This window comes from Agrobacterium pusense (genome assembly GCF_013285525.1).
Taxonomy (GTDB): domain Bacteria; phylum Pseudomonadota; class Alphaproteobacteria; order Rhizobiales; family Rhizobiaceae; genus Agrobacterium; species Agrobacterium pusense.
In genome coordinates, this window is sequence record NZ_CP053856.1 from 982,723 (window position 1) to 1,004,086 (window position 21,364).

Here is a 21,364-nt window from a genome sequence, read left to right on the forward strand (position 1 = left end):
TTCCGAAAGGCACGTGTTACGTGATAACAGCCGGCAGCAACGCGTGGCAAGCGGCCCATGGCCGCTCCCTGAAACTTGATGGGCGTGGCCGTATTATGGCCATCGTCAACGCAACGCCCGATTCCTTTTCGGATGGCGGCCGTTATCTCGCCGTCGATGCGGCTTTTTCCCAGGCGCTGACCTGCGTGGAAGAAGGAGCCGACATCATCGACATCGGCGGCGAGTCCACCAGGCCCGGGGCTGCCGCGGTAACGGAAGCCGAGGAGCAGGATCGGGTGCTACCCGTCATCGAGAAATTGCGCCGCGAGACGGATGTATTGATTTCCGTCGATACCTACCGCGCTTCGACGGCTCGGCTCGCCATCGCGGCAGGGGCGCATATCGTCAATGACGTTTTCGGTTTGCAGAAAGACGCCGAAATGGCGGGCGTGGTCGCCGCCACCCGCGCGGGCGTCTGCATCATGCATACCGGCCGCGACCGGCAGAAGCTCGCCGATGTCATCGCTGACCAGTTCGAATTCCTCAATCATTCGCTCGAGATCGCCGAGGACGCGGGTGTTGCCCGCGATGCCGTCGTGCTGGATCCCGGTTTTGGTTTTGCCAAGGACGAACGGGAAAATGTTGAGCTGATGGCCCGTTTCAGCGAGCTTGCCGCCTTTGGCCTGCCGGTTCTTGCCGGCACGTCGCGCAAGCGTTTTATCGGGTCGCTGACGTGCCGGGATGCGGCCGATGAACGCGATATCGGAACGGCTGCGACGACGGCGATCCTGAGGCTTGCCGGCGCTTCGATTTTTCGTGTGCACAATGTCGCCGCGACGCGTGATGCATTGGCAATCGCCGATGCGGTTCTTGCCAAAGCGTCGGCAAAGGCCGATGCCTAGATCAATGAGTGCCGGAATGTCATGTCCCGAGGAGGGTGCGGCTTTCCGGCGAAACAGTCCTGCCATGGAGGCGATGCGATGAGCCGCTATACCATCATCCTGAAAAACTGTTCCTTCTTTGCCCGTCATGGTCTTCTTGAACAGGAAGAGGTGTTGGGGCAGCGCTTTTTCGTCGACGCCGAGATGGAGGTCGAGGCGGGCGACGCGCTGGAAACCGACGATATTGAGAACACCGTCGATTATGGCGTGGCTTTCGCGGTCATCGAAAAGATCGTCGTCGGCCAGCGCCGGTATCTCATAGAGGCGCTTGCGAACGACATCGCCAAGGCGCTGCGTGCCCGTTATCCGCAAATCGTCTGGCTGCGCATCACGGTGCGCAAGCCCTCGGCGCCGGTTCCAGGTATTCTGGATTATGCACAGGTGAGCGTTGAGCACCGAGCCTGAAACGATGACCGTCGCTGCCCTGGGTCTCGGCGGCAATATCGGCAATGCGGCCGCCGCCATGGCCAGGGCACTGCGCGAACTCGATGCGCATGGCGATTGCCGCCTGATGGCCGTCTCCAACCTTTACCGCACACCTCCATGGGGCAAGACGGATCAGGCCGATTTTTTCAATTGCTGCGCTTTGGTCGAGACCGCGCTTTCGGCGCCCGCGCTGCTGGAACTGTGCCTCGATATCGAAAAAGGCATGAAACGGGTACGGACGGAACGCTGGGGCCCGCGCACCATCGATATCGATGTGCTGACCTTCGGGAACCAGTCTGTCGTCACGGAAAGCATTGAAGTGCCGCATCCGCGCATGACGGAGCGCGCTTTCGTGCTGATGCCGCTTGCTGATATAGCGCCTGATCTCCAGGTCAAGGGAAAGTCCGTCCGGGAATGGCTTCAGCAGGCGGACAAGAGCGGCATTGTCAGCGCAAACGAAAAGCGGGAGTGGTGGACACTCCCGCCTGGCAATGGCTGAAAAACTGTAGTCTTTACGGCTTGATCGAGCCTACAGCCAGCTGGTCGATATCGCGCGCCAGCGTGACGCCGATGACCGGTATCATCTGATCGGCGACCTTCACCGAGATGGTGATGTTCATCGAATTGTCGTTGGAGACGCGGGCAACCATTGCACCGTTGAGTTTGGCGCGGTTGATGCCGACGACGACCTTGTCGCCGCTGACCTGTCCGGAGGTGATGTCCAGACCCTTGCCCGCCGCGCCATCAAGGAACCTGCCTTCGTAGCTGTTGCCCTTCTGGCTGATGACGGCGGACATGGGCTGGCTGAAGACGCCGACGCGGCAGGTGCCGCCGAGCTTTATGCCGGTCTGCTTGTCGTCAAGCGGTTCGCCCGTCAGGTCGCAGGTGAATTTCGTGCCCTTGTATTTGCCGGCGACGATTTCGCCCGGACCCTTCCAGACGCCGGCAACGGAGCGGAAAAACACGTCGTCGCGATCGCGTGATGCGGCATGCACGTCAGACATGCCGAAACCGCCGCTGACGGACAATATGGCGGCAAGTCCGCCCACAAGCGAAAAGAAGCGCGAATACATGATACTTTCCCCGGCGAAGAAGCCTGTTCGATAGGCTGCAATCTACCGGCGGAATGGTTAATGCTTGGTTTATTTCACTCTCATTTGCGGCGTCATCCGTAACCTTTTGAACCGCTCAAAGCCGAGCAATCAGGCTTTCTCGCCGCTCTTTCCACTGCTTAAATCGGGCGTGAGGTCGGACATGAAATCGCCGATTCCCGGCCGTTTCACAGCCCTGAACGGCAGCGGGCGGCAAAGATCCATTGCGGCAATGCCGATTCGCGCCGTCATCAGGCCGTTGATGACGCCTTCGCCGAGACGTGCGGAGAGTTTCGAAGCAAGGCCGTGTCCGAGAACCTGTTGAGCGAGCCCATCACCGACGGCGATCGAGCCCGTGACGGCGAGATGGGCGACGACATCGCGCAGGAGTTTCAGCATGCCGAGCGTGCCGGGACGGCCGCCGTAAAGCTCTGCCATGGCGCGCACCAGCCGCGTCACTTCGAACAGCACATAAGCGAGATCGACGACGGCGCGTGGACTGACGGCGGTGACAACCGAGACCCGTTTTGATGAATTGAGAATCAGCGCCCGCGCCTGTCGGTCGAGCGGCACCAGCAGTTCACGTTCGGCAAGCTCGATCAGATGCGGCCCGTCGATGACGTCACTTTCCGTTTCCTTCAGCGCCGCGCGCCCCTTGGCCGTTTCCGCCCGATGGGAAAGGACGGCATTCAGGCGGGTGACGATGGCGCGGGCGGGTTTCGGGCTCTTGTCAAGGCTTGCCGTCTCGGCATCCGCCTTGAGAGATTGTACGGCATTGAGCCGCATGATGCCGAAGACTTCGCGGCCGACGAGGGCGAGAACCGCAAAAAGCGCCACGATGAGGGCGATCGTTGCCGTGTAGCCCAGCCAGTCGGAGCGGGAAAACAGATTGCGGATGAGCTGATCCGCCCAGAGCCCGAAGGCAAGCGAGAACAGGACACCCAAGGCACCCAGCGCCAGCTTGCCGAAGGAGAAGCGGCTTTTCTTCGGTATCGCCACGGGCAGAGCGGCAGCGTCTATGTCCTTAGGTGCCAGAAACGGATCATCTTCATCTGGCGTCAAAGATATCTCCGCATCGAAACTGCGCGGCGCTCGCTTCTGCGTGGCGGACGGTCGTGCCGTCTCTTCCGTCTCGAGCGTGAAAGCGGCGGGGCGGCGCGTCTGCGGATCGTTTTGTGTGGGAGCTTTCATGCGAGCTTGTCTCCGAACAGGAACTGCATGGCGCGGTCGAGCCTGATATGTGGAACGGAAAGCCGAATGCCGCCGCTGCCCGGCTCGTCAATGTTGGGCGGTCGAAAACGCACGACATTGACATCAGGTAGTGTCGCCTTGTCGCCATCCCGGTCTATGCTGCGGAACAATGGCTCCGGATCGTCAGGCAGGTCGCCCGGAAAGATCGCTGTCTTGCGATTGCCGTCAAATGTCTCGCCATTGATGGTTTCGCCGGCCATCGGCGTGCCCACGATGACGGGCAGTTCGTGGCCATCCTGTCGAACACTTGCCTCTCTCGTGGCGCGAACCGAAGCCAGCGCCATGACTTCGATACCGGCGCCATTCATTCCGATGGTGGTGATGGCGCGGTCGACCAGACGCCGGGTCAGGCGCTCCAGCCGGTCATGGCTTTCGTGATGCAGATGATCGGCCTTCGTAGCCGCAATCAGCACCTTGTCGATGCGACGGCCGATCAGCGACGACAGCAGGCTGTTGGTGCCGGGGCGGAAACAGGCGAGAACATCGCCCAGCGCCCGCTCCAGATCCTGAACGGCTTCCGGACCGCGATTGACGGCCTGCAGCGTGTCGATCAGGACGATCTGCCGGTCGAGGCGGGCGAAATGCTCGCGGAAGAAGGGTTTGACGACGATCGACTTGTAGGCGTCGTAGCGCCGCTCCATCATGGCGCGCAGGGAGCCTTTCGGCGCTTTTTCGTCCGTCAGGCCGGGAAGCGGCGCAAAGGTCAGCGCGGGCGACCCTTCCAGATCGCCGGGCATCAGGAAGCGGCCGGGCGGCAGGGTCGACAGCGATCTCTCGTCGGACTTGCAGGCCTTGAGATAGGCCGCGAAGCTTTCAGCCAAGCGTCGGGCCGTCATTTCGTCGGCGGGCGCGTTGATATCGAGCGAAGAGGCGATGGCCAGCCATTCCTGTGCCAGCTCGGCGCGGACCCCGCTTCCGGCCAGCGAGACTGTGGTATCGCTGAATTGCCGGTAATCTTGCGACAGAAGCGGCAGGTCGAGCAGCCATTCGCCGGGGTAATCGACGATATCGATAGAGAGCTTGCCGGTCGAGAACCAGCGGCCCCAGCCGCTGGCGCTCTGGTAATCCAGCGTGATCCTGAGTTCCGAGATCGCCCGCGTCGAATCCGGCCAAAGCCGGTCGCGCACCAGTGCCTGGATGTGATCTTCATATTGGAAACGGGGAATGGCGTCGTCCGGCTGCGGCTCCAGCCGCACGTTAGAAACGCGTCCGGAGCGCATGGCCTCAAACAGCGGCAGCCGCCCGCCGTTGAGAAGATTGTGGACCAGCGAAGAGATGAAAACCGTCTTGCCCGCCCGCGAAAGGCCGGTGACACCAAGCCGCAATGTGGGGTGAGTGAGGTTACTCGCGCGGTCGGCCAGATTATCGAACGCAATGAGCGCACTGTCTGTCAGGGACGTAAGAGAAGGCGGCAATGGCAATTTCCCGGCTGCGTTAAACGGTCACGGCTGCAATATAGGAAGATACGGTTGCCCAAAAAAGAAGCGCGCCATCGGATTTTCAGCGCGCCTTCTTTCCACAATTCATCGCACGCCGAAGCGATTATTTGCCCGGTGCGAGGAAATCGACCAGCCGCCAGCGGTCTCTGCCGTTGCTGGCACCGCCGTCGTGATCCAGAACCGCGAGGCCCGATGTCGGAAAACCCGAGGGCAGGGCGGCATGTAGCAGGTCCTCGCCTATCATCGCTTCCAGCGTTGCCTCCATGGTGGGGTTATGGCCCACCAGCATCACTGACTGCGCCTCCGTCTGAGCGGCGACAAGGGAGAGATAGGTTTCGCTGCGCGCATTATACATCTCATCGACATAGAAGATGTCTATGCCTTCATTGAAGGCCCGTTGCCAGGCCTCCGTTGTCTGCCGGCAGCGAACGGCCGTGGAAGACAGGAGGACTTCGGGCCGGTAGCGGCGGTCGGCGGCGAGGTCGGCAATGACCTCCGCCTCGGCAAAGCCGGCCTCGTTCAATCCCCGGTCGAAATCCCGTTCTCCCGGCGCCGCCCAGGCGGCCTTGGCGTGACGCAGAAGATAAACTCGGCTCGGGGAAGATGCTGTCAAGGGCGGGGACCGGCGTTCGAATGTCAGGGCACGGGCGGAATGCTACAGGATTGGGTTGCAGGACCGCAAGTGCTCTTTCCTGTTGGTAAGTCGCATTGAAGTGATTGAAGAAGAGATCGCTTCAATACGAATAAAGAATAAAAATTAGTCATTTAGATGATTTTTGTGTCAGTTTTAAAAATGCCCGAAAACTGATCTGTAGACTTGAACCGGCCACTATCATTGGAGTATACACCGCCGCATTGAGATGTTCTTCGAGGAGAATCGCGTTGAGTGAGAAGATCGATCTTAGCAAATATGTGCTCTCGGAAGACGATGAGTTCATGAATGCCAGCCAGCGCGCCTACTTTCGCGCGAAGCTTATAGCCTGGAAAAACGATATCCTGAGAGAAGCGCGCGAGACGCTCGGACATCTCGCCGAAGAAAGCGCCAACCACCCCGATCTTGCGGATCGGGCCTCTTCCGAAACAGACCGGGCGATCGAGCTTCGCGCCCGCGACCGTCAGCGCAAGCTGATATCGAAGATCGATGCAGCCCTTCAGCGGATCGAAGACGGAACTTACGGTTATTGCGAGGAAACAGGCGAGCCCATCGGCCTCAAGCGTCTGGACGCCCGCCCGATTGCGACCCTCTCCATCGAAGCGCAGGAGCGCCACGAGCGTCGCGAAAAAGTCTACCGCGACGAATAAGGCTAAGCCGCCTCAGACCGGTGACACTATAAAAGAACAAGGGCACGGAAACGCTTCCGTGCCCTTTTTTATGCAATGGACCTTGGCCTGGTAAATTCGTCCCTTCAGCGGTCACGGGTCACCGAAAGCTCACCGAAGATGCGTGCCATTTCCTTCTGGACGTCACCATCCGGTGATGCGCCGGTGACTGGTGGCGTGGCCGGCTGCGGTTTTGCCTGCTTTTCCGCTACGGGGAAAGTGCCCGGGTCACTATCGGCTTCCTTGCTTTTGGCGATCTCGGCTTCGAGGAAGCTCTCGAAATCGCTGGCCAGCTCGTCTGAAAATTTCGGCTCGGTGTCATTGGCGGCGACAGCCGGATTCTCAGGCTTGGGTGGGAACGGGACAGACGGTGCGCTCGCCGCCGGGCTCATACCGGGAAGAACCCGCTCCCGCGCAGCGTCGAGAAAATCGGCTGCGATGGATTGATTGATCACCGGCTCGCGCGCAGCGAAAACGGGCGGCGCAACGTCCGCAGGCCCGCCCTCTGCCGTCTTTGCCTCTATAGGTCCCTGGGCCGGGATCGGCGGCGCAACCGGTGCGGGAGCGGGTGCCGAGGGTTCGGCCCGCTTAAACTCCGGCCGCTCCGGGGCGATGGGGAGTGACGCGGCGGCGACGGGCAGAACGGTCGCGCCCGCGGCGGCTACGGTCACCGGTATTGGCGGCGGGGCAGGACGGGCCGCCTCCCGCTCGGAAGGTGCAGGTCTTGCCGGCGCGGCGGATTCACGCGCCGTCGGAGGCGGGGACGCAGGCGGCGGTGGCGTTGCCGGGCGCGGCGACGGTGGTGCTGCCGCTGCTGTCGGCGCGGGACGTTGGGCTTGAGCGGGCGGTTCCGGCCGTTGCGGCTGCTTCACCGGCTCCTCCGCTATCGAAGCGGGCGCAGGGGCTTGAGACGGTTGCTGCTGCGGCAGCACGGCGCGGCGTTCCGGTGAGATGGAAGGCTCGGTCCTTTTCGGCTCGCTTTCCTGACGCGGGAGCGCCTTGAGTTCCGGCTCCTGCACATCCCTGACGATCGGGATCGCGCCTATGCCGCTCTCGATCACGATATCGGTTGGGCCGCCGATCATGACCAGATGCTCGACATTGTCGCGCCGCACCAGCACGAGGCGACGCCGCGCATCGACGGCTGTGGCGTCAAGCACCTGCAAACGTGGCTGCCGGTTGCGGCCGCCGCGGATAAAGGGCGCCGAACCGCTTCGTCTGCGCAGGATCCACAGAGCAATCGCCAGAACGAGGAGGGCCACACCCACACCGACGACGGCGACGATGAGACGGTTTCCATAGGTGCCGATAAAATCTTCCATCATGGAGATCATCCCTTCAGATTTTTGGCTTTTTAATTTCTTGGGCAATTAATATTGCCGTGGTTCTTATAATGTGAACATCAAGCACGAAAAGACGATTTTTTTAGGCGCAACACAAGGTTTATTCATTTCAGCACGGGCATCGCCTTATCGATGGCAACGGCGCCACCAAAGCGCCACATCTCGTCCTTCAATGCTGGGCGAGAGCGAAAGTTGCAATTCTTCCAATAGAAGGGAGCGCTTGCCATGTTCCGAACCCGTCTCGTCGGACCCGTACTGAGGAGCTGCACTGCCGCCCTGTTGATTTCCTGTTCGGCAGCGGCGGATGATAAGGCGCCAGGCAAGGTTTTCACGATGGATGAGTTCGTTCGGGACAACCCATCGTGTGTGGACTTTACCGATGGATGTTCGGTCTGCACCGTCAGTGACGGCAGGATTGAGTGCTCCGCGCCGCGGATCCAATGCCAGGTGAGGGAACTCACCTGCACGCGCCATTAGTCTTTTGAGGCTGATATGCGGTTTTGAAGCCGTTTTCGCTGTGCTTTTTAAGCCTTTGTGTCGCTGCGGAGCTTTTTGAGGGTCGAGCGAGTTGCTACAAGAAATTCTGCTGCCCGATTCCGTCCGGAGTGCGGGACTGTTCGAATGACGACCTGCACGACTGCGAGGCCAAGATGACACGGGTGCGCGAGACAAGCGACAACGACCTTCCGCTGGTGGACAGGCGTGCCCGTTCCGGCACGGTGTTGCGCATTCTGCTGCTGGCGCTGGTGCTGATCGCCGCTGCCGCCGCCTTTGTCTATTTCAAGGATTCTCTCGAAAACGAAATCGTGCTCGGCATTCTTGGTGTGCTGGCCATGATGGGCATTTTCTTTCTGGTGTCGTCGATCATCGGTTTCATTGAGGTGATGCCGCAATCGCAATCGGATGGGCTTGCACGCCGGTTTCTCTCTGCCCACCCCGATGGTACGCTGATAACAGATGCCAAGGGGCATATGGTTTATGCCAACGCCACCTATTGCAGGATGAGCGGCACCACCAAGGCGAGCGATATCCAGAGTCTTGAAACATTGCTGTCGCGCAGCCGAGAAGCGACGGAGGCTCTTTACCGTCTCATCAACATGCTGCGCGAAGGCCGCGACGGCTACGAAGAATTTCGCCTGCTGAAACCGCTGGGCGAGGATTCCAATGCGGGGCCACACTGGTACAGGCTGAAGGGCAGGGTGCTGAAGGATTCGGGCGGCGAGGGGCTGCATGTCTTCCAGATTGCCGATATCACGCCAGAGCGCGAAGATCAGGAGCGCTTTTTCCGCGAATTGCAGAATGCCATCGATTACCTCGACCACGCGCCGGCCGGTTTCTTTTCCGCCGGTCGCAAGGGGGAGATCGTTTATCTGAACGCCACTCTGTCGGAATGGCTCGGCATCGATCTCGCACAGTTTTCGCCAGGCTCGATGACGGTCTCGGACATCGTCGCCGGCGAGGGCATGGCGCTGATCGAATCCGTCCAGCCCCAGGGTTCAGCAAAGCGCACCGAAATCCTCGATCTCGACATGCGCCGGGTGAACGGCCAGAGCATGCCGGCCCGCCTCGTCCACCAGGTCACCGCAAAGGACGGCGCGCCGGGTGAGAGCCGTACCATCGTCCTGATGCGGCCCAAGGGGCAGGAGGATACCGAATCTTCCTCCGCCATGCGCTTCACGCGCTTTTTCAACAATACGCCGATGGCGATTGCCTCGCTTGACGGCGATGGACGCATCCTGCGCATCAATGCGCCTTTCCTCAAGCTGTTCTCCGGCGTTGTCGGGCGCGACGATATTGATCGCGGCGTGGCACTCGAGACAGTCCTTCACGACAATGAAAAGCCGCGCCTTGAACAGGCGCTCGCCGAGGCCAAGGACCGTCAGGGCGATATCGCGCCCTTCGATTCCCGCCATCCGAGCGACGAGACCAGGCATTTCCGTTTCTACGTCAATGCCGTCATCGACCAGGACGACGAGGCGCCGGAAGAGGTGGCAATCGTCTATGCCATAGAGGTGACAGAGCAGAAGGCGCTCGAAACCCAGATGGCGCAGACGCAGAAGATGAACGCGGTGGGCACGCTCGCAGGCGGCATCGCCCACGATTTCAACAACGTGTTGACCGCCATCCTGCTGTCGTCCGACCATCTGCTCTTGCAGGCGCGTCCGGCCGATCCGAGCTTCGCCGATCTGATGGAGATCAAGCGAAACGCCAACCGCGCCGCCGTACTGGTGCGCCAGCTTCTGGCATTCTCGCGCAAGCAGACCATGCGCCCGGCAATCCTCAACCTGACGGATGTGATCGGCGATCTGCGCATGCTGGTGGACAGGCTGATTTCCGGCACCAATGTCAAGCTGGAGGTCGATTACGGCCGGGATCTGTGGCCGGTGAAAACAGACCTGTCGCAGTTCGAGCAGGTGCTCATCAATCTCTGCGTCAATGCACGCGACGCCATGCCCGATGGCGGCAAGATCACCATCAGGACACGCAACGTCGACGCAGAAGAGATCGCCGCGCTCGGCCGTCCCGAATTCCCGGCCGAAGACATGGTGATGGTGGAAGTTGCCGATAACGGCACGGGCATCCCGCCGGAGATCATGGACAAGATTTTCGAACCGTTCTTCACCACCAAGGAAGTGGGCAAGGGCACGGGCCTCGGGCTGTCGATGGTCTACGGCATCGTCAAACAGTCCGGCGGCTATATTTATCCCGAATCGGAAGTGGGCAAGGGAACGGCCTTCCGCATCTACCTTCCGCGCCACGTGGTGGAGGCGGTTCCCGGCACTGGACAGCAGCCAGGCGAGGCGGCGCTTGCGCCGGTCGCCGCGGCCGAGCCGGTGAAGGAGGAGCCGCTGGACCTCACAGGCAAATCCGCCGTCGTGCTGCTGGTGGAAGACGAAGAGGCGGTGCGGCGTGGCGGCAAGCGCATGCTGGAAACGCGCGGCTACACCGTGCACGAGGCAGGCTCCGGCACAGAGGCGCTGGAGGTGATGGAGGAACTGGAAGGCAAAGTGGATATCGTCGTTTCCGACGTCGTGATGCCTGAGATGGACGGCCCGTCGCTGCTGAGAGAGCTGCGCAAGTCCTATCCAGACCTGAAATTCATCTTCGTTTCAGGTTATGCCGAGGATGCCTTCGCGAAAAACCTGCCGGCTGATGCCAAGTTCGGTTTCCTGCCCAAACCCTTCTCGTTGAAGCAGCTTGCCATCGCCGTGCGCGAAATGCTCGACGACAAGGAGTGAGACCAGCGCCGTCGAACCGAATTCGGCAGAGCGGCCGCCTGTCGCAGCCGTCCGCATTTGGCGCGAAGGCGCGCCCATGCGGGCGAGGTATGTCTTCTCGGACTTCGGTTACCTCTCATATCCCGCACTTTTCGCGAGGTTTGCCTCTTCGCAAACGCAATAGTGATTGCACCGTCGCGCAAGGGGCTTAAAATCGCTTCTTAACGACCTAAATATGGAGAGGCGAAGTTCTCCCTCCTGGCAATCAGCTGTCGGTTTGAGAACAGTTTGGAGAATGATGAAAGATGATCGCTAAGCCGATCTACATGCAGGGCGAGGGCGAAGGGGAAGACGGGGGCGGTACCAACCGTGGAACGTCTGTTATCACCCGCGTTAAGCCGAAGACGAAAAGACCGAATTTGTACCGTGTTCTTTTACTGAATGACGACTACACTCCCATGGAATTCGTCATTCACATTCTGGAACGGTTTTTCCAGAAAGATCGTGAAGCGGCAACCCGCATCATGCTGCACGTGCACCAGCACGGCGTAGGCGAATGCGGGGTGTTTACATATGAGGTCGCAGAGACGAAAGTAAGCCAGGTCATGGATTTCGCCCGACAGCACCAGCATCCGCTGCAGTGCGTCATGGAAAAGAAATGAGGATCGCAACGTGCCAACTTTTTCCCCGAGTCTCGAGAAGGCGCTGCACCAGGCACTGACCTTTGCAAATGAGCGTCACCACGAATATGCGACGCTCGAACATCTACTTCTGGCGCTGATCGACGACGCGGATGCCGCAGCCGTCATGGGCGCCTGCAACGTCGATCTCGATGCCCTTCGCAAGACTGTCAGCGATTACGTCGACAATGAACTGACCAACCTCGTCACCGGTTACGACGAGGATTCCAAACCCACATCCGGCTTCCAGCGCGTCATTCAGCGCGCCGTGATCCATGTTCAGTCATCCGGCCGCGAGGAAGTGACCGGCGCAAACGTGCTTGTGGCGATTTTCGCCGAGCGCGAGAGCCATGCTGCCTATTTCCTGCAGGAACAGGAAATGACCCGTTACGATGCGGTCAACTATATCTCTCACGGTATCGGCAAGCGCCCCGGCACGTCCCAGACGCGCACGCCGCGTGGCGCTGACGAACCGGAAAGCGAAAACAAGCCGAACCGCAGCAATCCCGAGGAGGACGGATCGTCCGCCAAGAAGCAGCAGGATGCGTTGAAGGCCTATTGCGTCAACCTCAATGAAAAGGCGAAAAACGGTAAGATCGACCCGTTGATCGGCCGCCACGACGAGGTCAACCGCACCATCCAGATCCTCTGCCGCCGCTCCAAGAACAACCCGCTTTATGTGGGTGATCCGGGCGTGGGCAAGACGGCGATCGCTGAAGGGCTTGCCAAGCGGATCGTGGAAGGCAAAGTGCCGGAGGCGCTCGCCAATGACACGATCTTTTCGCTCGACATGGGCACGCTGCTGGCGGGCACCCGTTATCGCGGTGATTTCGAAGAGCGTCTGAAGCAGGTCGTCAAGGAACTCGAAGAGTACCCGGGCGCGGTCCTGTTCATCGATGAAATCCACACCGTCATTGGTGCGGGCGCGACCTCCGGCGGCGCGATGGATGCGTCTAACCTGCTGAAGCCTGCGCTTTCGTCGGGTGCAATCCGCTGCATCGGTTCGACCACCTACAAGGAATATCGCCAGTTCTTCGAGAAAGATCGTGCGCTTGTGCGTCGTTTCCAGAAAATCGACGTCAACGAGCCGTCGATCGATGATGCGATTGCGATCATGAAGGGCCTGAAGCCCTATTTCGAGGACTACCATCACCTCAGATATTCTAATGAGGCTATCAAGGCTGCTGTCGAGCTGTCGGCCCGCTATATCTCGGACCGCAAGCTGCCGGACAAGGCGATCGACGTGATTGACGAGACCGGTGCAGCACAGATGCTGCTGCCTGTTTCCAAGCGCCGCAAGCTGATCACGGAACGGGAAATCGAGGCGACCATCGCGACGATGGCCCGTATTCCCGCGAAGACGGTGTCCAAGGATGACGAGATGGTTCTCGCCAACCTCGAAAAGGAACTGCGCTCCGTCGTTTATGGTCAGGACATCGCCATTGAGGCGCTTGCCACGGCCATCAAGCTGGCCCGTGCCGGTCTGCGCGAACCGAACAAGCCGATTGGCTCCTATGTCTTCTCCGGCCCGACAGGCGTGGGCAAGACGGAAGTGGCCAAGCAGCTTGCCGCCTCGCTCGGCGTCGAGATGCTGCGCTTCGATATGTCGGAGTACATGGAACGTCATACCGTGTCGCGCCTGCTTGGTGCGCCTCCCGGTTATGTCGGCTTCGACCAGGGCGGTCTCCTGACCGATGGCGTCGATCAGCATCCGCATTCCGTGGTGCTGCTGGACGAAATCGAAAAGGCGCATCCTGACATCTACAACATCCTGTTGCAGGTGATGGACCACGGCTCGCTGACCGACCATAACGGCAAGAAAATCGACTTCCGCAACGTCATCCTCATCATGACGACGAATGCGGGCGCTTCCGAAATGGCGAAATCCGCCATCGGTTTCGGTTCTTCGCGCCGCACTGGTGAAGATGAAGAGGCGATCAACCGCCTGTTCACGCCGGAGTTCCGCAACCGTCTAGATGCGATCATTCCGTTCTCGCCGCTGCCGACCGCCGTTATCCACAAGGTCGTGCAGAAGTTCGTCATGCAGCTGGAAACCCAGCTCTCCGAGCGCAACGTCACCTTCGATCTGCATGAAGATGCGATCTCCTGGCTGGCGGAGAAGGGTTACGACGAGAAGATGGGCGCCCGTCCTCTGTCTCGTGTGATCCAGGAGAACATCAAGAAGCCGCTCGCCAATGAAATTCTCTTTGGCAAGCTGAAGAAGGGCGGCGTCGTCAGCGTCACCGTCGGCAAGAAGGATGACGGTGCCGATGGCCTCATACTAGAGGTTCTGCCGGAGACCGCACCCGTCAAGCCGCAGCCGGAAGCCGAACTCAAGGCGGCGAAGTCCCCGGGCAAGGCAAAGGCGAAAACATCTTCCAAGGCTGCTAAAGCGAAGGAAGAGGCGGATGTCCTCGTCGCCGAAGCTGACAAGTCCGACGATGCCGAAAAGCCGCGGCGCAAGGCCAACGCCGTACCGAAAGTACCGAAGAAGAAGTGACCGCGGTCTTTGATCGATAAACAGATGCCGGGCGAAAGCCCGGCATTTTTATGCATGAAGCGTGCCGCTCTTTAATGGAATCGGCGGCAAGTCTTCATTTCTCCGTCTGTATGACGTTGCCGCGATGCCACGGCATTTCAGACGACATGCACGAGTGGGTTCGCAATGCAAAATGCCGATAGCGACACCATCCCATTGCGCGGCTGGTTTTTCAGGGGAATGCGGGGCATATCCTCGCTGCCGTCCCTTATTCTCATGACATCCTTCGTCGGTTTCAGCGCTTTTGCACTGGAATCGGGCGTAGCCCGCGGTGAAGCCGTGTTCATGACGCTGTTCATCTGGGCATTGCCCGCCAAGATGATCCTGATCGGCTCCATGGTCGGCGGCGCCAATCTTGCCGCCTGTTTTCTGGCGGTGACATTGTCATCGGTACGTATGATGCCGATGGTGGCCTCCATCGTTCCCGAAATGCGCGGCGCGAAGACGCCGACCTGGATTTTGCTGTTCCTTTCGCATTTCGTTGCGATTACGGCGTGGGTCTTTGCAACACAGAACCTTTCAAAGGTGCCGCGGGAGGCCCGCGCCGCCTGGTTTGCCGGGTTTGGCATCACGCTCACCGTCGTCAATGCCATCATCGTTGGCCTGTGTTACGGTGTCGTCGCCGCGTTTCCGCCGCTGGTTGCTGGTGTCCTGTTCTTCCTGACGCCGGTTTATTTCATCGCGTCCATCTGGGCTTCCGCGCGCCACTCCGTCGTCAAGGTCGCCTTTGTCATCGGCGTCATCGCCGGTCCGGCCTTTGCGGTCCTCGCGCCCGAATTCGACATCCTTTATGCCGGTATCGGTGGAGGCACGGTGGCTTATGCAATCGATCGCCTCATATTCCGCCGCAGGATGAAACCGGCCTCACCGGAGAGTGAACCATGATGAGCGACCATTGGTGGGCACCCTATCTCTTCATCGCAATCGCAGGCTGGCTGGCGACCGATCTCTGGCGCTGGCTCGGTGTTCTCGCCGGTAACCGGTTGAAAGAGGATTCCGAGGCGCTTTATTGGGTGAGGGCGGTTGCCACGTCACTCGTCATGGCGGTCACCGCCAAGCTGATCGTGTTTCCGACCGGAACGCTTGAGTCCTCGCCGATGTGGCTGCGTATCGGTGCGGCAGTACTCGGCTTTGTTGCCTTTCTGGCCGCCGGCCAACGTGTCATCGTCGGCGTCGCGGTGCCGATCGTGCTCCTGGCAGGCGGACTTTTCGCGCTGGGTTTCTAACCTGGTATTAAAACTCCCTGTTTAGACTGCGCGATCAAAACAGGGATCCAGCGCCATGCGATTATTTGCAGCGGAACGTTTCGTCGTTGGCTTTATCGCTTTATTATTTGTCGTTGATGCAGCCTTGATTGCAGCAAGGGGCATCAGCGTGGATTATGCCGGGTACTTCCTGTGTGTATTCGCGGGTGCCGGCGTCTTTCTTCTCGGTCAATTCTATCGCAGAAGCGGGCGCGATGACCGTATAGCTGCCGCCCTCATGTCGGGAGGGCTTTTTATCCTCTTCACGCTCGCGGCCTCCATCTTCAACTATATGTTCCTGCCAATTGCGTTCCCGACGATCGATCATGTGCTCTTCGCTGTGGACGCGGCATTTGGCTATAGTTGGAAGGACATTGTCATCTGGGCGGCAACGCATCCGTGGATCGGGACAATCCTGTTCTTCGTTTATGCGACATCACTTCCCCAGCTTCTATTGATTGTCCTCACTCTGGGCTTTACGGGCAAGAACCGGGTGCTGCATCATTTCCTCGTTACCGGGGTGCTGGGCGCTTTTGCGAGCATTGTTTTCTGGATATTTTTCCCGACATTCGGACCATCTGCCTATATGGAGCTGCCCCAATGGGTCTCCCAGGCAATTCCTCTGGCGGTGGGCAATGAGTATGGGCAGGAACTGAACGGTCTTGCGACGCAGGGAGTTGGCTACCTTTCCCCTAAAAGCGTTCTGGGACTTATCGGTTTTCCATCGTTCCACATCTTCATGGCGGCGATGTCTGTCTGGTTCGCACCAAGGCACTGGTGGGCGATGCTCGTCATCCTGCCGCTTAACCTGTTGATGCTGCCGGCCGTCCTCGTGCAGGGCGGGCATCATCTCTCGGATGTTTTTGGCGGTCTCGTCGCTTTTGCCATCATCTGCGCCGTCTCGGGTCGGTTGCTCCAATGGTTGTCGGCAAAAGAGCGCATGGAAAGGACGGCCGAGGCGGCCGGGCAGGTCATGGTGGCGGAATAGTCCCGGCTTCGCGTGCTTCTGCCAACAGCCAGTTCGCCAGAAGCCTCGCCGATGTACTCATTTCCGCCGTTTCCACCAGCCAGTAATATTTGTCCTTGTCGGCGGCGCGCTCGAAGAGAACGGTCAGTTCGCCTTTCGCAATCTCGTCACGCAGAAGTGCTGTCGGACAGAGACCGACGCCCTGGCCGGCCTTCAGCGCTGTTACGAGAAGATTGAAATCCGCGAAAATCGGGCCGGTGCTATTCGGCGGGACCGTGCCGGCGGCGGCGAACCAGGCCCGCCAGGCCATTTCGTTATCGTCATGCAGCAATTCCGCCTGCAACAGGCTGGCAACCTCGCTGAACGGACCGAATTGGTCGGCGTAACCGGGAGCGCAGGTGGGGCGTGTCTCGGCGCTGAGAAGCGCCACGGCATTTGGCCCGGCAGACACGCCATGCTCTATGGTGAGATCGGCCGGCACGGCCTGCCTGGCGCCGAGATAGCTGATGGACACTTGAATATCGGGATGCATCGCCCGGAAACGCGGAAGCCGCGGCGTCAGAAAATGCGCAATGACTGAAGGCAGGCTGGCGAGGCGGACCGTGATGCGATCGCGACGGCCGCGTATGCGTTCTGCGCCGGAAGCGATCTGCCTGAGGCTTGAGGAAACCGTGCCCCCGAAATCCTTCCCGGCCGGCGTCAGCGTTACGCCCCTGGCATGCCGTTCGAAGAGTGCAACACCAAGCCATGCCTCGAGATTGCGTATATGCTGGCTGACGGCGGTCGCCGTCATGCCGAGTTCAAGGGCGGCCAGGGCAAAACTGCCTTTCCTGGCGGCCGCCTCGAAGGCGCGGATAGTGGCGAGCGGAGGCAACATCATGAGAAACAAGGGTAAGTAAAACTTGGTCTGAGCGCAAGAAGAAGCCATCTTGTCAGCCGGGCATTCGTACCGCAATTTCCCTCCGACATTACATTGCTCAGAGGATTTCATGCCCCGAACGCCTGTTGCCGAACCCGATGACGCCGCCGCGCGTCGCGCCATTTCGCCTGTCGTCGTTTACCCGAACGGCACACTTGAGACTCCCGACCTTGCGCTTTTGGAAAAAGCACGCGGGAGCATGGAAAAGATCGATGAGGTTATCGTGCCGCCGCGTGACGGCCGAACCTTCAATGTTCCGAAGGGCCATTTTTTCCGCATCGTCAGTATCGAAGGCCCGCAGGTGGGGGATTTGAACCTCTGGAATGCGCATGATCTGAATGAACGGTTTTTCAGCGGCAAGACCCGCGCGCTGCATGCCACCCATGTTTCTGTCGGCAACCGGTTGTGGAGCAACCTGCCATCCCTTCGGCCGATGGCGACCATCACCCATGACACGCTGTCATGGTATGGCTGGGACGAGGACGGCGGCGGTGTGCATGACGTGATCGGCACGCGCTGCGATCCCTACACGAACAAGCTGCTCAGCGGCGGCGATTATCATCATTGTTGCCACTCCAACCTCACGAACGCGCTTGCTTCCGCCAAAGGCCTTTCGTTCCGGCAAGCGGAGCCGCATGTTCATGATGTGTTGAACGTCTTCATGTGCACGGGGTTCACCCGCGACACCCACCAGTATTTCATGAAGGCAAGTCCGGTGCGTCCGGGCGATTATCTCGAGTTCTTTGCGGAAATTGATCTCATCGGCGCGCTGTCCGCCTGCCCGGGAGGCGATTGCAGCGCCACGCATTCCAGCGATACGGCGGCCTGTTATCCGCTGCAGGTAGAGATCTACCGGCCGGATCTGACGATGCTTGAAGGCTGGCCATGGCCGGAGAGGAATGCCTATCGCCCTCCGGCGTGACTGCAAACAATATTGCCGCCGTGCGCGTTCCCGAACGGGCCAGAGGATGATGCCGCGTGCAGCCAGGGCGCTTCTGCGCCTTAAAGCTAGCGCGATCGAGAACTTGATCGCGCCAGCCGAGGGATCGCGTCTGTGACAACGGCGTGCGGAGGCCGCGACAAACGCGCAGATGTCTTGGCGCCCGTCACGAGGCGAGCGCCGCCTTTATCTTCTCTGCGTGAGCCTTCAGCACTTCACCATCGGCCATCACGCCCGAGTGCGGCTTCAGCGGCTCGCCTTCCTTGCGTGGAATGACGTGGAAGTGCAGGTGGAAAACGGTCTGGCCAGCGGCCGGTTCGTTGAACTGGGCGATGAAAACGCCGTCCGCATCGAAGGCTTCCTTTGCCGCGACTGCGAGTTTTTGCACCACCGGAATGGTTTTCGCCAGCACTTCGGGATCGGCGTCGAGCAGGTTGCGGGAGCCGGTCTTGGGAACGACGAGCAGATGGCCCGGGGCCTGCGGCATCACATCCATGAACGCCAGGGTATGCTCGTCCTCGTAAAGCTTATGGCTCGGAATTTCGCCGCGCAGGATTTTTGCGAAGATATTGTTGTCGTCATAGGCGCTGGCCGTCATTCTGCTCTCTCCGTATGTCGGACTATGCGTCCGGTTCCTATCTTTCGCCCTTGCGGAAAGGCGTGTGTTCATCAAGGTAATCGCCGATATGCTCGACCTCTTCGCGCTCCCGCTGAAGATAATCGGCAATGGCGCGGCGCAGGCCCGGGTGGACGATGAAATGCGCCGAATGGGTGGTGACCGGCACGTAGCCGCGCGCCAGCTTGTGTTCGCCCTGCGCACCGGCTTCCACCCGTTTCAAACCCTTGGACAGCGCAAAATCGATCGCCTGATGGTAGCAGACCTCGAAATGCAGAAAAGGATGATCCTCGATGCAGCCCCAGTGCCGGCCGTAAAGCGCGTCCGAGCCGATAAAGTTGATCGCACCGGCAATATAGCGCCCCTCGCGTTTCGCCATGACCAGCAGCACGTCATCGGCCATTCGCTCGCCGATCAGCGAATAAAATTCCCGGGTAAGATAGGGCCGGCCCCATTTACGGCTGCCGGTATCCATGTAGAAGGCGAAAAACTGGTCCCAGATGTCCTCCGTCAGGTCGGAACCCGTCAGCCAGTCGATCTCGATGCCGTGTTCCAGCGCTGATCGGCGTTCCTTCTTGAGCCCCTTGCGCTTGCGTGATGACAGCGCATCGAGGAAATCGTTGTGATCGCGATAACCGTCATTGATGAAATGGAATTGCTGGTCCGTACGATGCAGGAAATCGCCTGGCAGAAGAGCGGATAGGTCATCCTCTTGCAGAAACGTGACGTGAGCCGAGGAAACGCCGATCTTCTCGGTCACTTGTGCGAGACCGGAAGCAAGTAGCGGCTTGAATCGTCCGACATCTTCGCCGTTGGCAACCAGCAGCCGCGGGCCCGTCGCCGGGGTAAAGGGCACCGAGCATTGCAATTTCGGATAATAATGCCCGCCAGCCCGCTCGAAGGCATCTGCCCAGCCGTGATCGAAGACGTATTCGCCCTTGCTGTGGTTTTTCAGGTAGGCAGGAACGGCACCAATGAGGGTGCCTGCAGCGTTTTCCAGCAGCAGGTGGTGCCCCAGCCAGCCAGTCTTGGCGGTCGCCGAGCCAGAGTCTTCCATAGAAGACAGGAATTCATGCGATATGAACGGGTTGTAAGATTTTCCTGATGCATCGCGCGATGTTCCGGAAAGCCGTTTCCAGCTCTCCGGATCGATGTCCGCGAAGGACTGCGCAATGCTGATGGAATAATCTTCTGTCATGCCGTGGTGGACGGGTTCTCTCTCGGGTCGAAACCTTCGAATGTCATCTGGTCCGCATATTTATAGGTCGTCTCGCGCGCATTTTCATCCCTGACCGTCCAAGTAATCACCGGAAGCCCGAGTTTTCTTTGCGCTTCGATGAAGCTGTTGGGCAGGTGACCCCAATGATAGGAGATGAAATCGAGCCCCAACTGCATGGCTTCGTCATGTCTGAAGAAGTCCTCCGGCTTGTCGCCTTCGGCCGTCAGCCCAAGAGGCCAGGGCGAGCCCGCAGCCTTCAGGTCCTTCAGCAGATGGTGGTCGAAGCTCATCAGCGCCACGTGGCCGTTATAGCCCTCGAGGTCTTCCAGCACCGCTTCGGCAAAGCCGTCATCGACGCCTTCGCCCTCGCGGCCCTTCAGCTCAATAACCAGCGGCACCTTGCCGGCCACGAGAGCCAGAAGCTGCTTGAGGCTCGGAACGCGATCCTTGGTTTGGCCGACGGAAAGCATTGCCAGCTCCGCCGAGGTGCGTTCACGCACATCGCCCTTGATGCCGGTCAGCCTTTCCAGATCGTGATCATGGAAAACCACCGGCACACTGTCGGCCGCCAGCTGAACGTCGCATTCGATCGCAAAACCGGCCTCGACGGCGCGGGAAAAGGCGGAGAGCGTGTTTTCCCAGACCGCCTTGTTGAGATCATGATAACCGCGATGGGCGACGGGCTGGGCCGTCAGCCAGGAAAGTTTCAGTGTCATACGTCGATTTCCACGATGGCGTCGATTTCGACCGATGCATTGAAGGGCAGGGCGGCCATGCCGACGGCGGCGCGGGCATGTTTGCCGGCTTCGCCGAGAACATTGGCGATGAGGTTCGATGCACCGTTGATGACGAGATGTTGCTCAACGAACTCGGGAACGGAAGCCACAAAGCCGTTCAGCTTGATGACGCGGCGGACTTTCGACAGATCGCCATTCAAGGCGGCCTTGACCTGTGCGAGGATGTTCACGGCGCAAAGTTCGGCTGCGCGCTGGGCGCCTGCCACGTCGACATCGCGGCCAACGAGGCCCGTCACCGCAATCTTGCCCGATTCCATCGGCAGTTGACCCGATACATAAAGCAGATTGCCGCTGATGGTGAACGGAACGTAGTTTGCGGCTGGTGCTGCCGCAACAGGAAGCGTAAAGCCTAGTTCCTTGAGGCGGCCTTCGATGACGTCCGACATTTTCGTCTCCGGTTTTGTTGTAAATCCTTCAAGAATCCGGCATTCAGAA

Annotated in this window: 21 protein-coding genes; 11 read left to right on the plus strand and 10 right to left on the minus strand. The window is 59.7% G+C overall.

Annotated features, from left to right (window positions below; translation table 11 throughout):
• Positions 1-95: 95 nt before the first annotated feature.
• The 3 genes from folP (at position 96) to folK (ending at position 1,845) form a co-directional block, all read left to right on the plus strand.
• On the plus strand, positions 96-881 hold the full coding sequence (folP, locus tag HQN82_RS04790; RefSeq protein WP_173614596.1) for a dihydropteroate synthase: 786 nt from the start codon (positions 96-98) through the stop codon (positions 879-881).
• Between the two features lie 78 nt (positions 882-959).
• A complete protein-coding gene (gene folB, locus HQN82_RS04795) occupies positions 960-1,325 on the plus strand; it encodes a dihydroneopterin aldolase (protein ID WP_003502532.1) in 366 nt (121 codons plus the stop codon).
• A gap of 4 nt (positions 1,326-1,329) precedes the next feature.
• Complete coding sequence (gene folK / locus HQN82_RS04800; RefSeq protein WP_173614597.1) at positions 1,330-1,845, plus strand: 2-amino-4-hydroxy-6-hydroxymethyldihydropteridine diphosphokinase; 516 nt, start codon at positions 1,330-1,332, stop codon at positions 1,843-1,845.
• Between the two features lie 13 nt (positions 1,846-1,858).
• Here folK and HQN82_RS04805 read toward each other — a convergent pair whose 3' ends face one another.
• From HQN82_RS04805 to HQN82_RS04820, 4 genes are all read right to left on the minus strand, one after another.
• A complete protein-coding gene (locus HQN82_RS04805; protein WP_004441493.1) occupies positions 1,859-2,419 on the minus strand; it encodes a hypothetical protein in 561 nt (186 codons plus the stop codon).
• A 129-nt stretch (positions 2,420-2,548) separates the two neighbouring features.
• Positions 2,549-3,628, minus strand: coding sequence for a YcjF family protein (locus HQN82_RS04810; RefSeq protein ID WP_022556073.1), 1,080 nt, complete (start codon positions 3,626-3,628; stop codon positions 2,549-2,551).
• Positions 3,625-5,103, minus strand: coding sequence for a YcjX family GTP-binding protein (locus HQN82_RS04815; RefSeq protein ID WP_022556074.1), 1,479 nt, complete (start codon positions 5,101-5,103; stop codon positions 3,625-3,627). Before HQN82_RS04815 ends, HQN82_RS04810 begins: the two co-directional genes overlap by 4 nt.
• A 127-nt stretch (positions 5,104-5,230) precedes the next feature.
• Positions 5,231-5,707 carry a SixA phosphatase family protein gene (locus HQN82_RS04820; protein ID WP_048902808.1) on the minus strand — a complete coding sequence of 159 codons (477 nt, stop codon included), beginning with the start codon at positions 5,705-5,707 and terminating at the stop codon, positions 5,231-5,233.
• 302 nt (positions 5,708-6,009) lie between these two features.
• Between HQN82_RS04820 and dksA the strand changes: the two genes are divergently transcribed.
• Complete coding sequence (dksA, locus tag HQN82_RS04825) at positions 6,010-6,429, plus strand: RNA polymerase-binding protein DksA (RefSeq protein ID WP_004441503.1); 420 nt, start codon at positions 6,010-6,012, stop codon at positions 6,427-6,429.
• A 104-nt stretch (positions 6,430-6,533) separates the two neighbouring features.
• On the opposite strand, the gene HQN82_RS04830 is transcribed toward dksA, so the two are convergent.
• Complete coding sequence (locus tag HQN82_RS04830; protein WP_173614598.1) at positions 6,534-7,781, minus strand: flagellar biosynthetic protein FliO; 1,248 nt, start codon at positions 7,779-7,781, stop codon at positions 6,534-6,536.
• Between the two features lie 659 nt (positions 7,782-8,440).
• Between HQN82_RS04830 and cckA the strand changes: the two genes are divergently transcribed.
• The 6 genes from cckA to HQN82_RS04860 all read left to right on the plus strand — a co-directional run bounded on the left by cckA (position 8,441) and on the right by HQN82_RS04860 (position 16,459).
• The gene (cckA, locus tag HQN82_RS04835) at positions 8,441-11,029 is read left to right on the plus strand and encodes a cell cycle histidine kinase CckA (RefSeq protein ID WP_006697576.1); all 2,589 of its coding nucleotides are present in this window, start codon (positions 8,441-8,443) and stop codon (positions 11,027-11,029) included.
• A gap of 284 nt (positions 11,030-11,313) precedes the next feature.
• Positions 11,314-11,670, plus strand: a complete 357-nt coding sequence (gene clpS / locus HQN82_RS04840; protein ID WP_003502541.1) for an ATP-dependent Clp protease adapter ClpS — start codon at positions 11,314-11,316, stop codon at positions 11,668-11,670.
• A gap of 10 nt (positions 11,671-11,680) precedes the next feature.
• Positions 11,681-14,188 carry an ATP-dependent Clp protease ATP-binding subunit ClpA gene (gene clpA, locus HQN82_RS04845; protein ID WP_004441518.1) on the plus strand — a complete coding sequence of 836 codons (2,508 nt, stop codon included), beginning with the start codon at positions 11,681-11,683 and terminating at the stop codon, positions 14,186-14,188.
• A 165-nt stretch (positions 14,189-14,353) separates the two neighbouring features.
• The gene (locus HQN82_RS04850; protein ID WP_112765767.1) at positions 14,354-15,112 is read left to right on the plus strand and encodes an AzlC family ABC transporter permease; all 759 of its coding nucleotides are present in this window, start codon (positions 14,354-14,356) and stop codon (positions 15,110-15,112) included.
• Complete coding sequence (locus tag HQN82_RS04855; protein WP_162719197.1) at positions 15,109-15,453, plus strand: AzlD domain-containing protein; 345 nt, start codon at positions 15,109-15,111, stop codon at positions 15,451-15,453. Before HQN82_RS04850 ends, HQN82_RS04855 begins: the two co-directional genes overlap by 4 nt.
• Before the next feature lie 55 nt (positions 15,454-15,508).
• The gene (locus HQN82_RS04860; RefSeq protein WP_173614599.1) at positions 15,509-16,459 is read left to right on the plus strand and encodes a phosphatase PAP2 family protein; all 951 of its coding nucleotides are present in this window, start codon (positions 15,509-15,511) and stop codon (positions 16,457-16,459) included.
• Here HQN82_RS04860 and HQN82_RS04865 read toward each other — a convergent pair.
• Positions 16,443-17,318, minus strand: a complete 876-nt coding sequence (locus tag HQN82_RS04865; protein ID WP_173614600.1) for a LysR family transcriptional regulator — start codon at positions 17,316-17,318, stop codon at positions 16,443-16,445. The two genes, HQN82_RS04860 and HQN82_RS04865, sit on opposite strands and share 17 nt — an antisense overlap.
• 109 nt (positions 17,319-17,427) lie before the next feature.
• On the opposite strand from HQN82_RS04865, the gene HQN82_RS04870 reads away from it, so the two are divergent.
• On the plus strand, positions 17,428-18,279 hold the full coding sequence (locus HQN82_RS04870; RefSeq protein WP_112765769.1) for an urea carboxylase-associated family protein: 852 nt from the start codon (positions 17,428-17,430) through the stop codon (positions 18,277-18,279).
• 184 nt (positions 18,280-18,463) lie between these two features.
• Here HQN82_RS04870 and HQN82_RS04875 read toward each other — a convergent pair whose 3' ends face one another.
• Genes HQN82_RS04875 through HQN82_RS04890 form a run of 4 tightly spaced genes read right to left on the minus strand, consistent with a single transcriptional unit; the run spans position 18,464 to position 21,315 of the window.
• Positions 18,464-18,895, minus strand: coding sequence for an HIT family protein (locus HQN82_RS04875; protein WP_006697570.1), 432 nt, complete (start codon positions 18,893-18,895; stop codon positions 18,464-18,466).
• A gap of 37 nt (positions 18,896-18,932) precedes the next feature.
• The gene (locus HQN82_RS04880) at positions 18,933-20,111 is read right to left on the minus strand and encodes a GNAT family N-acetyltransferase (protein ID WP_113381077.1); all 1,179 of its coding nucleotides are present in this window, start codon (positions 20,109-20,111) and stop codon (positions 18,933-18,935) included.
• Positions 20,108-20,848 (minus strand): glycerophosphodiester phosphodiesterase, encoded by a 741-nt coding sequence (locus tag HQN82_RS04885; protein WP_045534114.1) that lies wholly within the window; start codon positions 20,846-20,848, stop codon positions 20,108-20,110. The genes HQN82_RS04880 and HQN82_RS04885 overlap by 4 nt, the downstream gene beginning before the upstream one ends.
• Positions 20,845-21,315: a RidA family protein gene (locus HQN82_RS04890; RefSeq protein WP_004441543.1), complete on the minus strand. Its 471-nt coding sequence runs from the start codon at positions 21,313-21,315 to the stop codon at positions 20,845-20,847. The genes HQN82_RS04885 and HQN82_RS04890 overlap by 4 nt, the downstream gene beginning before the upstream one ends.
• Positions 21,316-21,364: the final 49 nt, after the last annotated feature.

Excerpts from the sequence above, each read along its gene's own strand:
- folP (WP_173614596.1), top strand. The coding sequence starts at position 96 with ATGGCCATCGTCAACGCAACGCCCGATTCCTTTTCGGATGGCGGCCGT.
- folB (WP_003502532.1), top strand. The coding sequence starts at position 960 with ATGAGCCGCTATACCATCATCCTGAAAAACTGTTCCTTCTTTGCCCGT.
- folK (WP_173614597.1), top strand. The coding sequence starts at position 1,330 with ATGACCGTCGCTGCCCTGGGTCTCGGCGGCAATATCGGCAATGCGGCC.
- HQN82_RS04805 (WP_004441493.1), bottom strand. The coding sequence starts at position 2,419 with ATGTATTCGCGCTTCTTTTCGCTTGTGGGCGGACTTGCCGCCATATTG.
- HQN82_RS04810 (WP_022556073.1), bottom strand. The coding sequence starts at position 3,628 with ATGAAAGCTCCCACACAAAACGATCCGCAGACGCGCCGCCCCGCCGCT.
- HQN82_RS04830 (WP_173614598.1), bottom strand. The coding sequence starts at position 7,781 with ATGATCTCCATGATGGAAGATTTTATCGGCACCTATGGAAACCGTCTC.
- cckA (WP_006697576.1), top strand. The coding sequence starts at position 8,441 with ATGACACGGGTGCGCGAGACAAGCGACAACGACCTTCCGCTGGTGGAC.
- clpS (WP_003502541.1), top strand. The coding sequence starts at position 11,314 with ATGATCGCTAAGCCGATCTACATGCAGGGCGAGGGCGAAGGGGAAGAC.
- HQN82_RS04850 (WP_112765767.1), top strand. The coding sequence starts at position 14,354 with ATGCAAAATGCCGATAGCGACACCATCCCATTGCGCGGCTGGTTTTTC.
- HQN82_RS04855 (WP_162719197.1), top strand. The coding sequence starts at position 15,109 with ATGATGAGCGACCATTGGTGGGCACCCTATCTCTTCATCGCAATCGCA.
- HQN82_RS04860 (WP_173614599.1), top strand. The coding sequence starts at position 15,509 with ATGCGATTATTTGCAGCGGAACGTTTCGTCGTTGGCTTTATCGCTTTA.
- HQN82_RS04865 (WP_173614600.1), bottom strand. The coding sequence starts at position 17,318 with ATGATGTTGCCTCCGCTCGCCACTATCCGCGCCTTCGAGGCGGCCGCC.
- HQN82_RS04870 (WP_112765769.1), top strand. The coding sequence starts at position 17,428 with ATGCCCCGAACGCCTGTTGCCGAACCCGATGACGCCGCCGCGCGTCGC.
- HQN82_RS04875 (WP_006697570.1), bottom strand. The coding sequence starts at position 18,895 with ATGACGGCCAGCGCCTATGACGACAACAATATCTTCGCAAAAATCCTG.
- HQN82_RS04880 (WP_113381077.1), bottom strand. The coding sequence starts at position 20,111 with ATGACAGAAGATTATTCCATCAGCATTGCGCAGTCCTTCGCGGACATC.
- HQN82_RS04885 (WP_045534114.1), bottom strand. The coding sequence starts at position 20,848 with ATGACACTGAAACTTTCCTGGCTGACGGCCCAGCCCGTCGCCCATCGC.
- HQN82_RS04890 (WP_004441543.1), bottom strand. The coding sequence starts at position 21,315 with ATGTCGGACGTCATCGAAGGCCGCCTCAAGGAACTAGGCTTTACGCTT.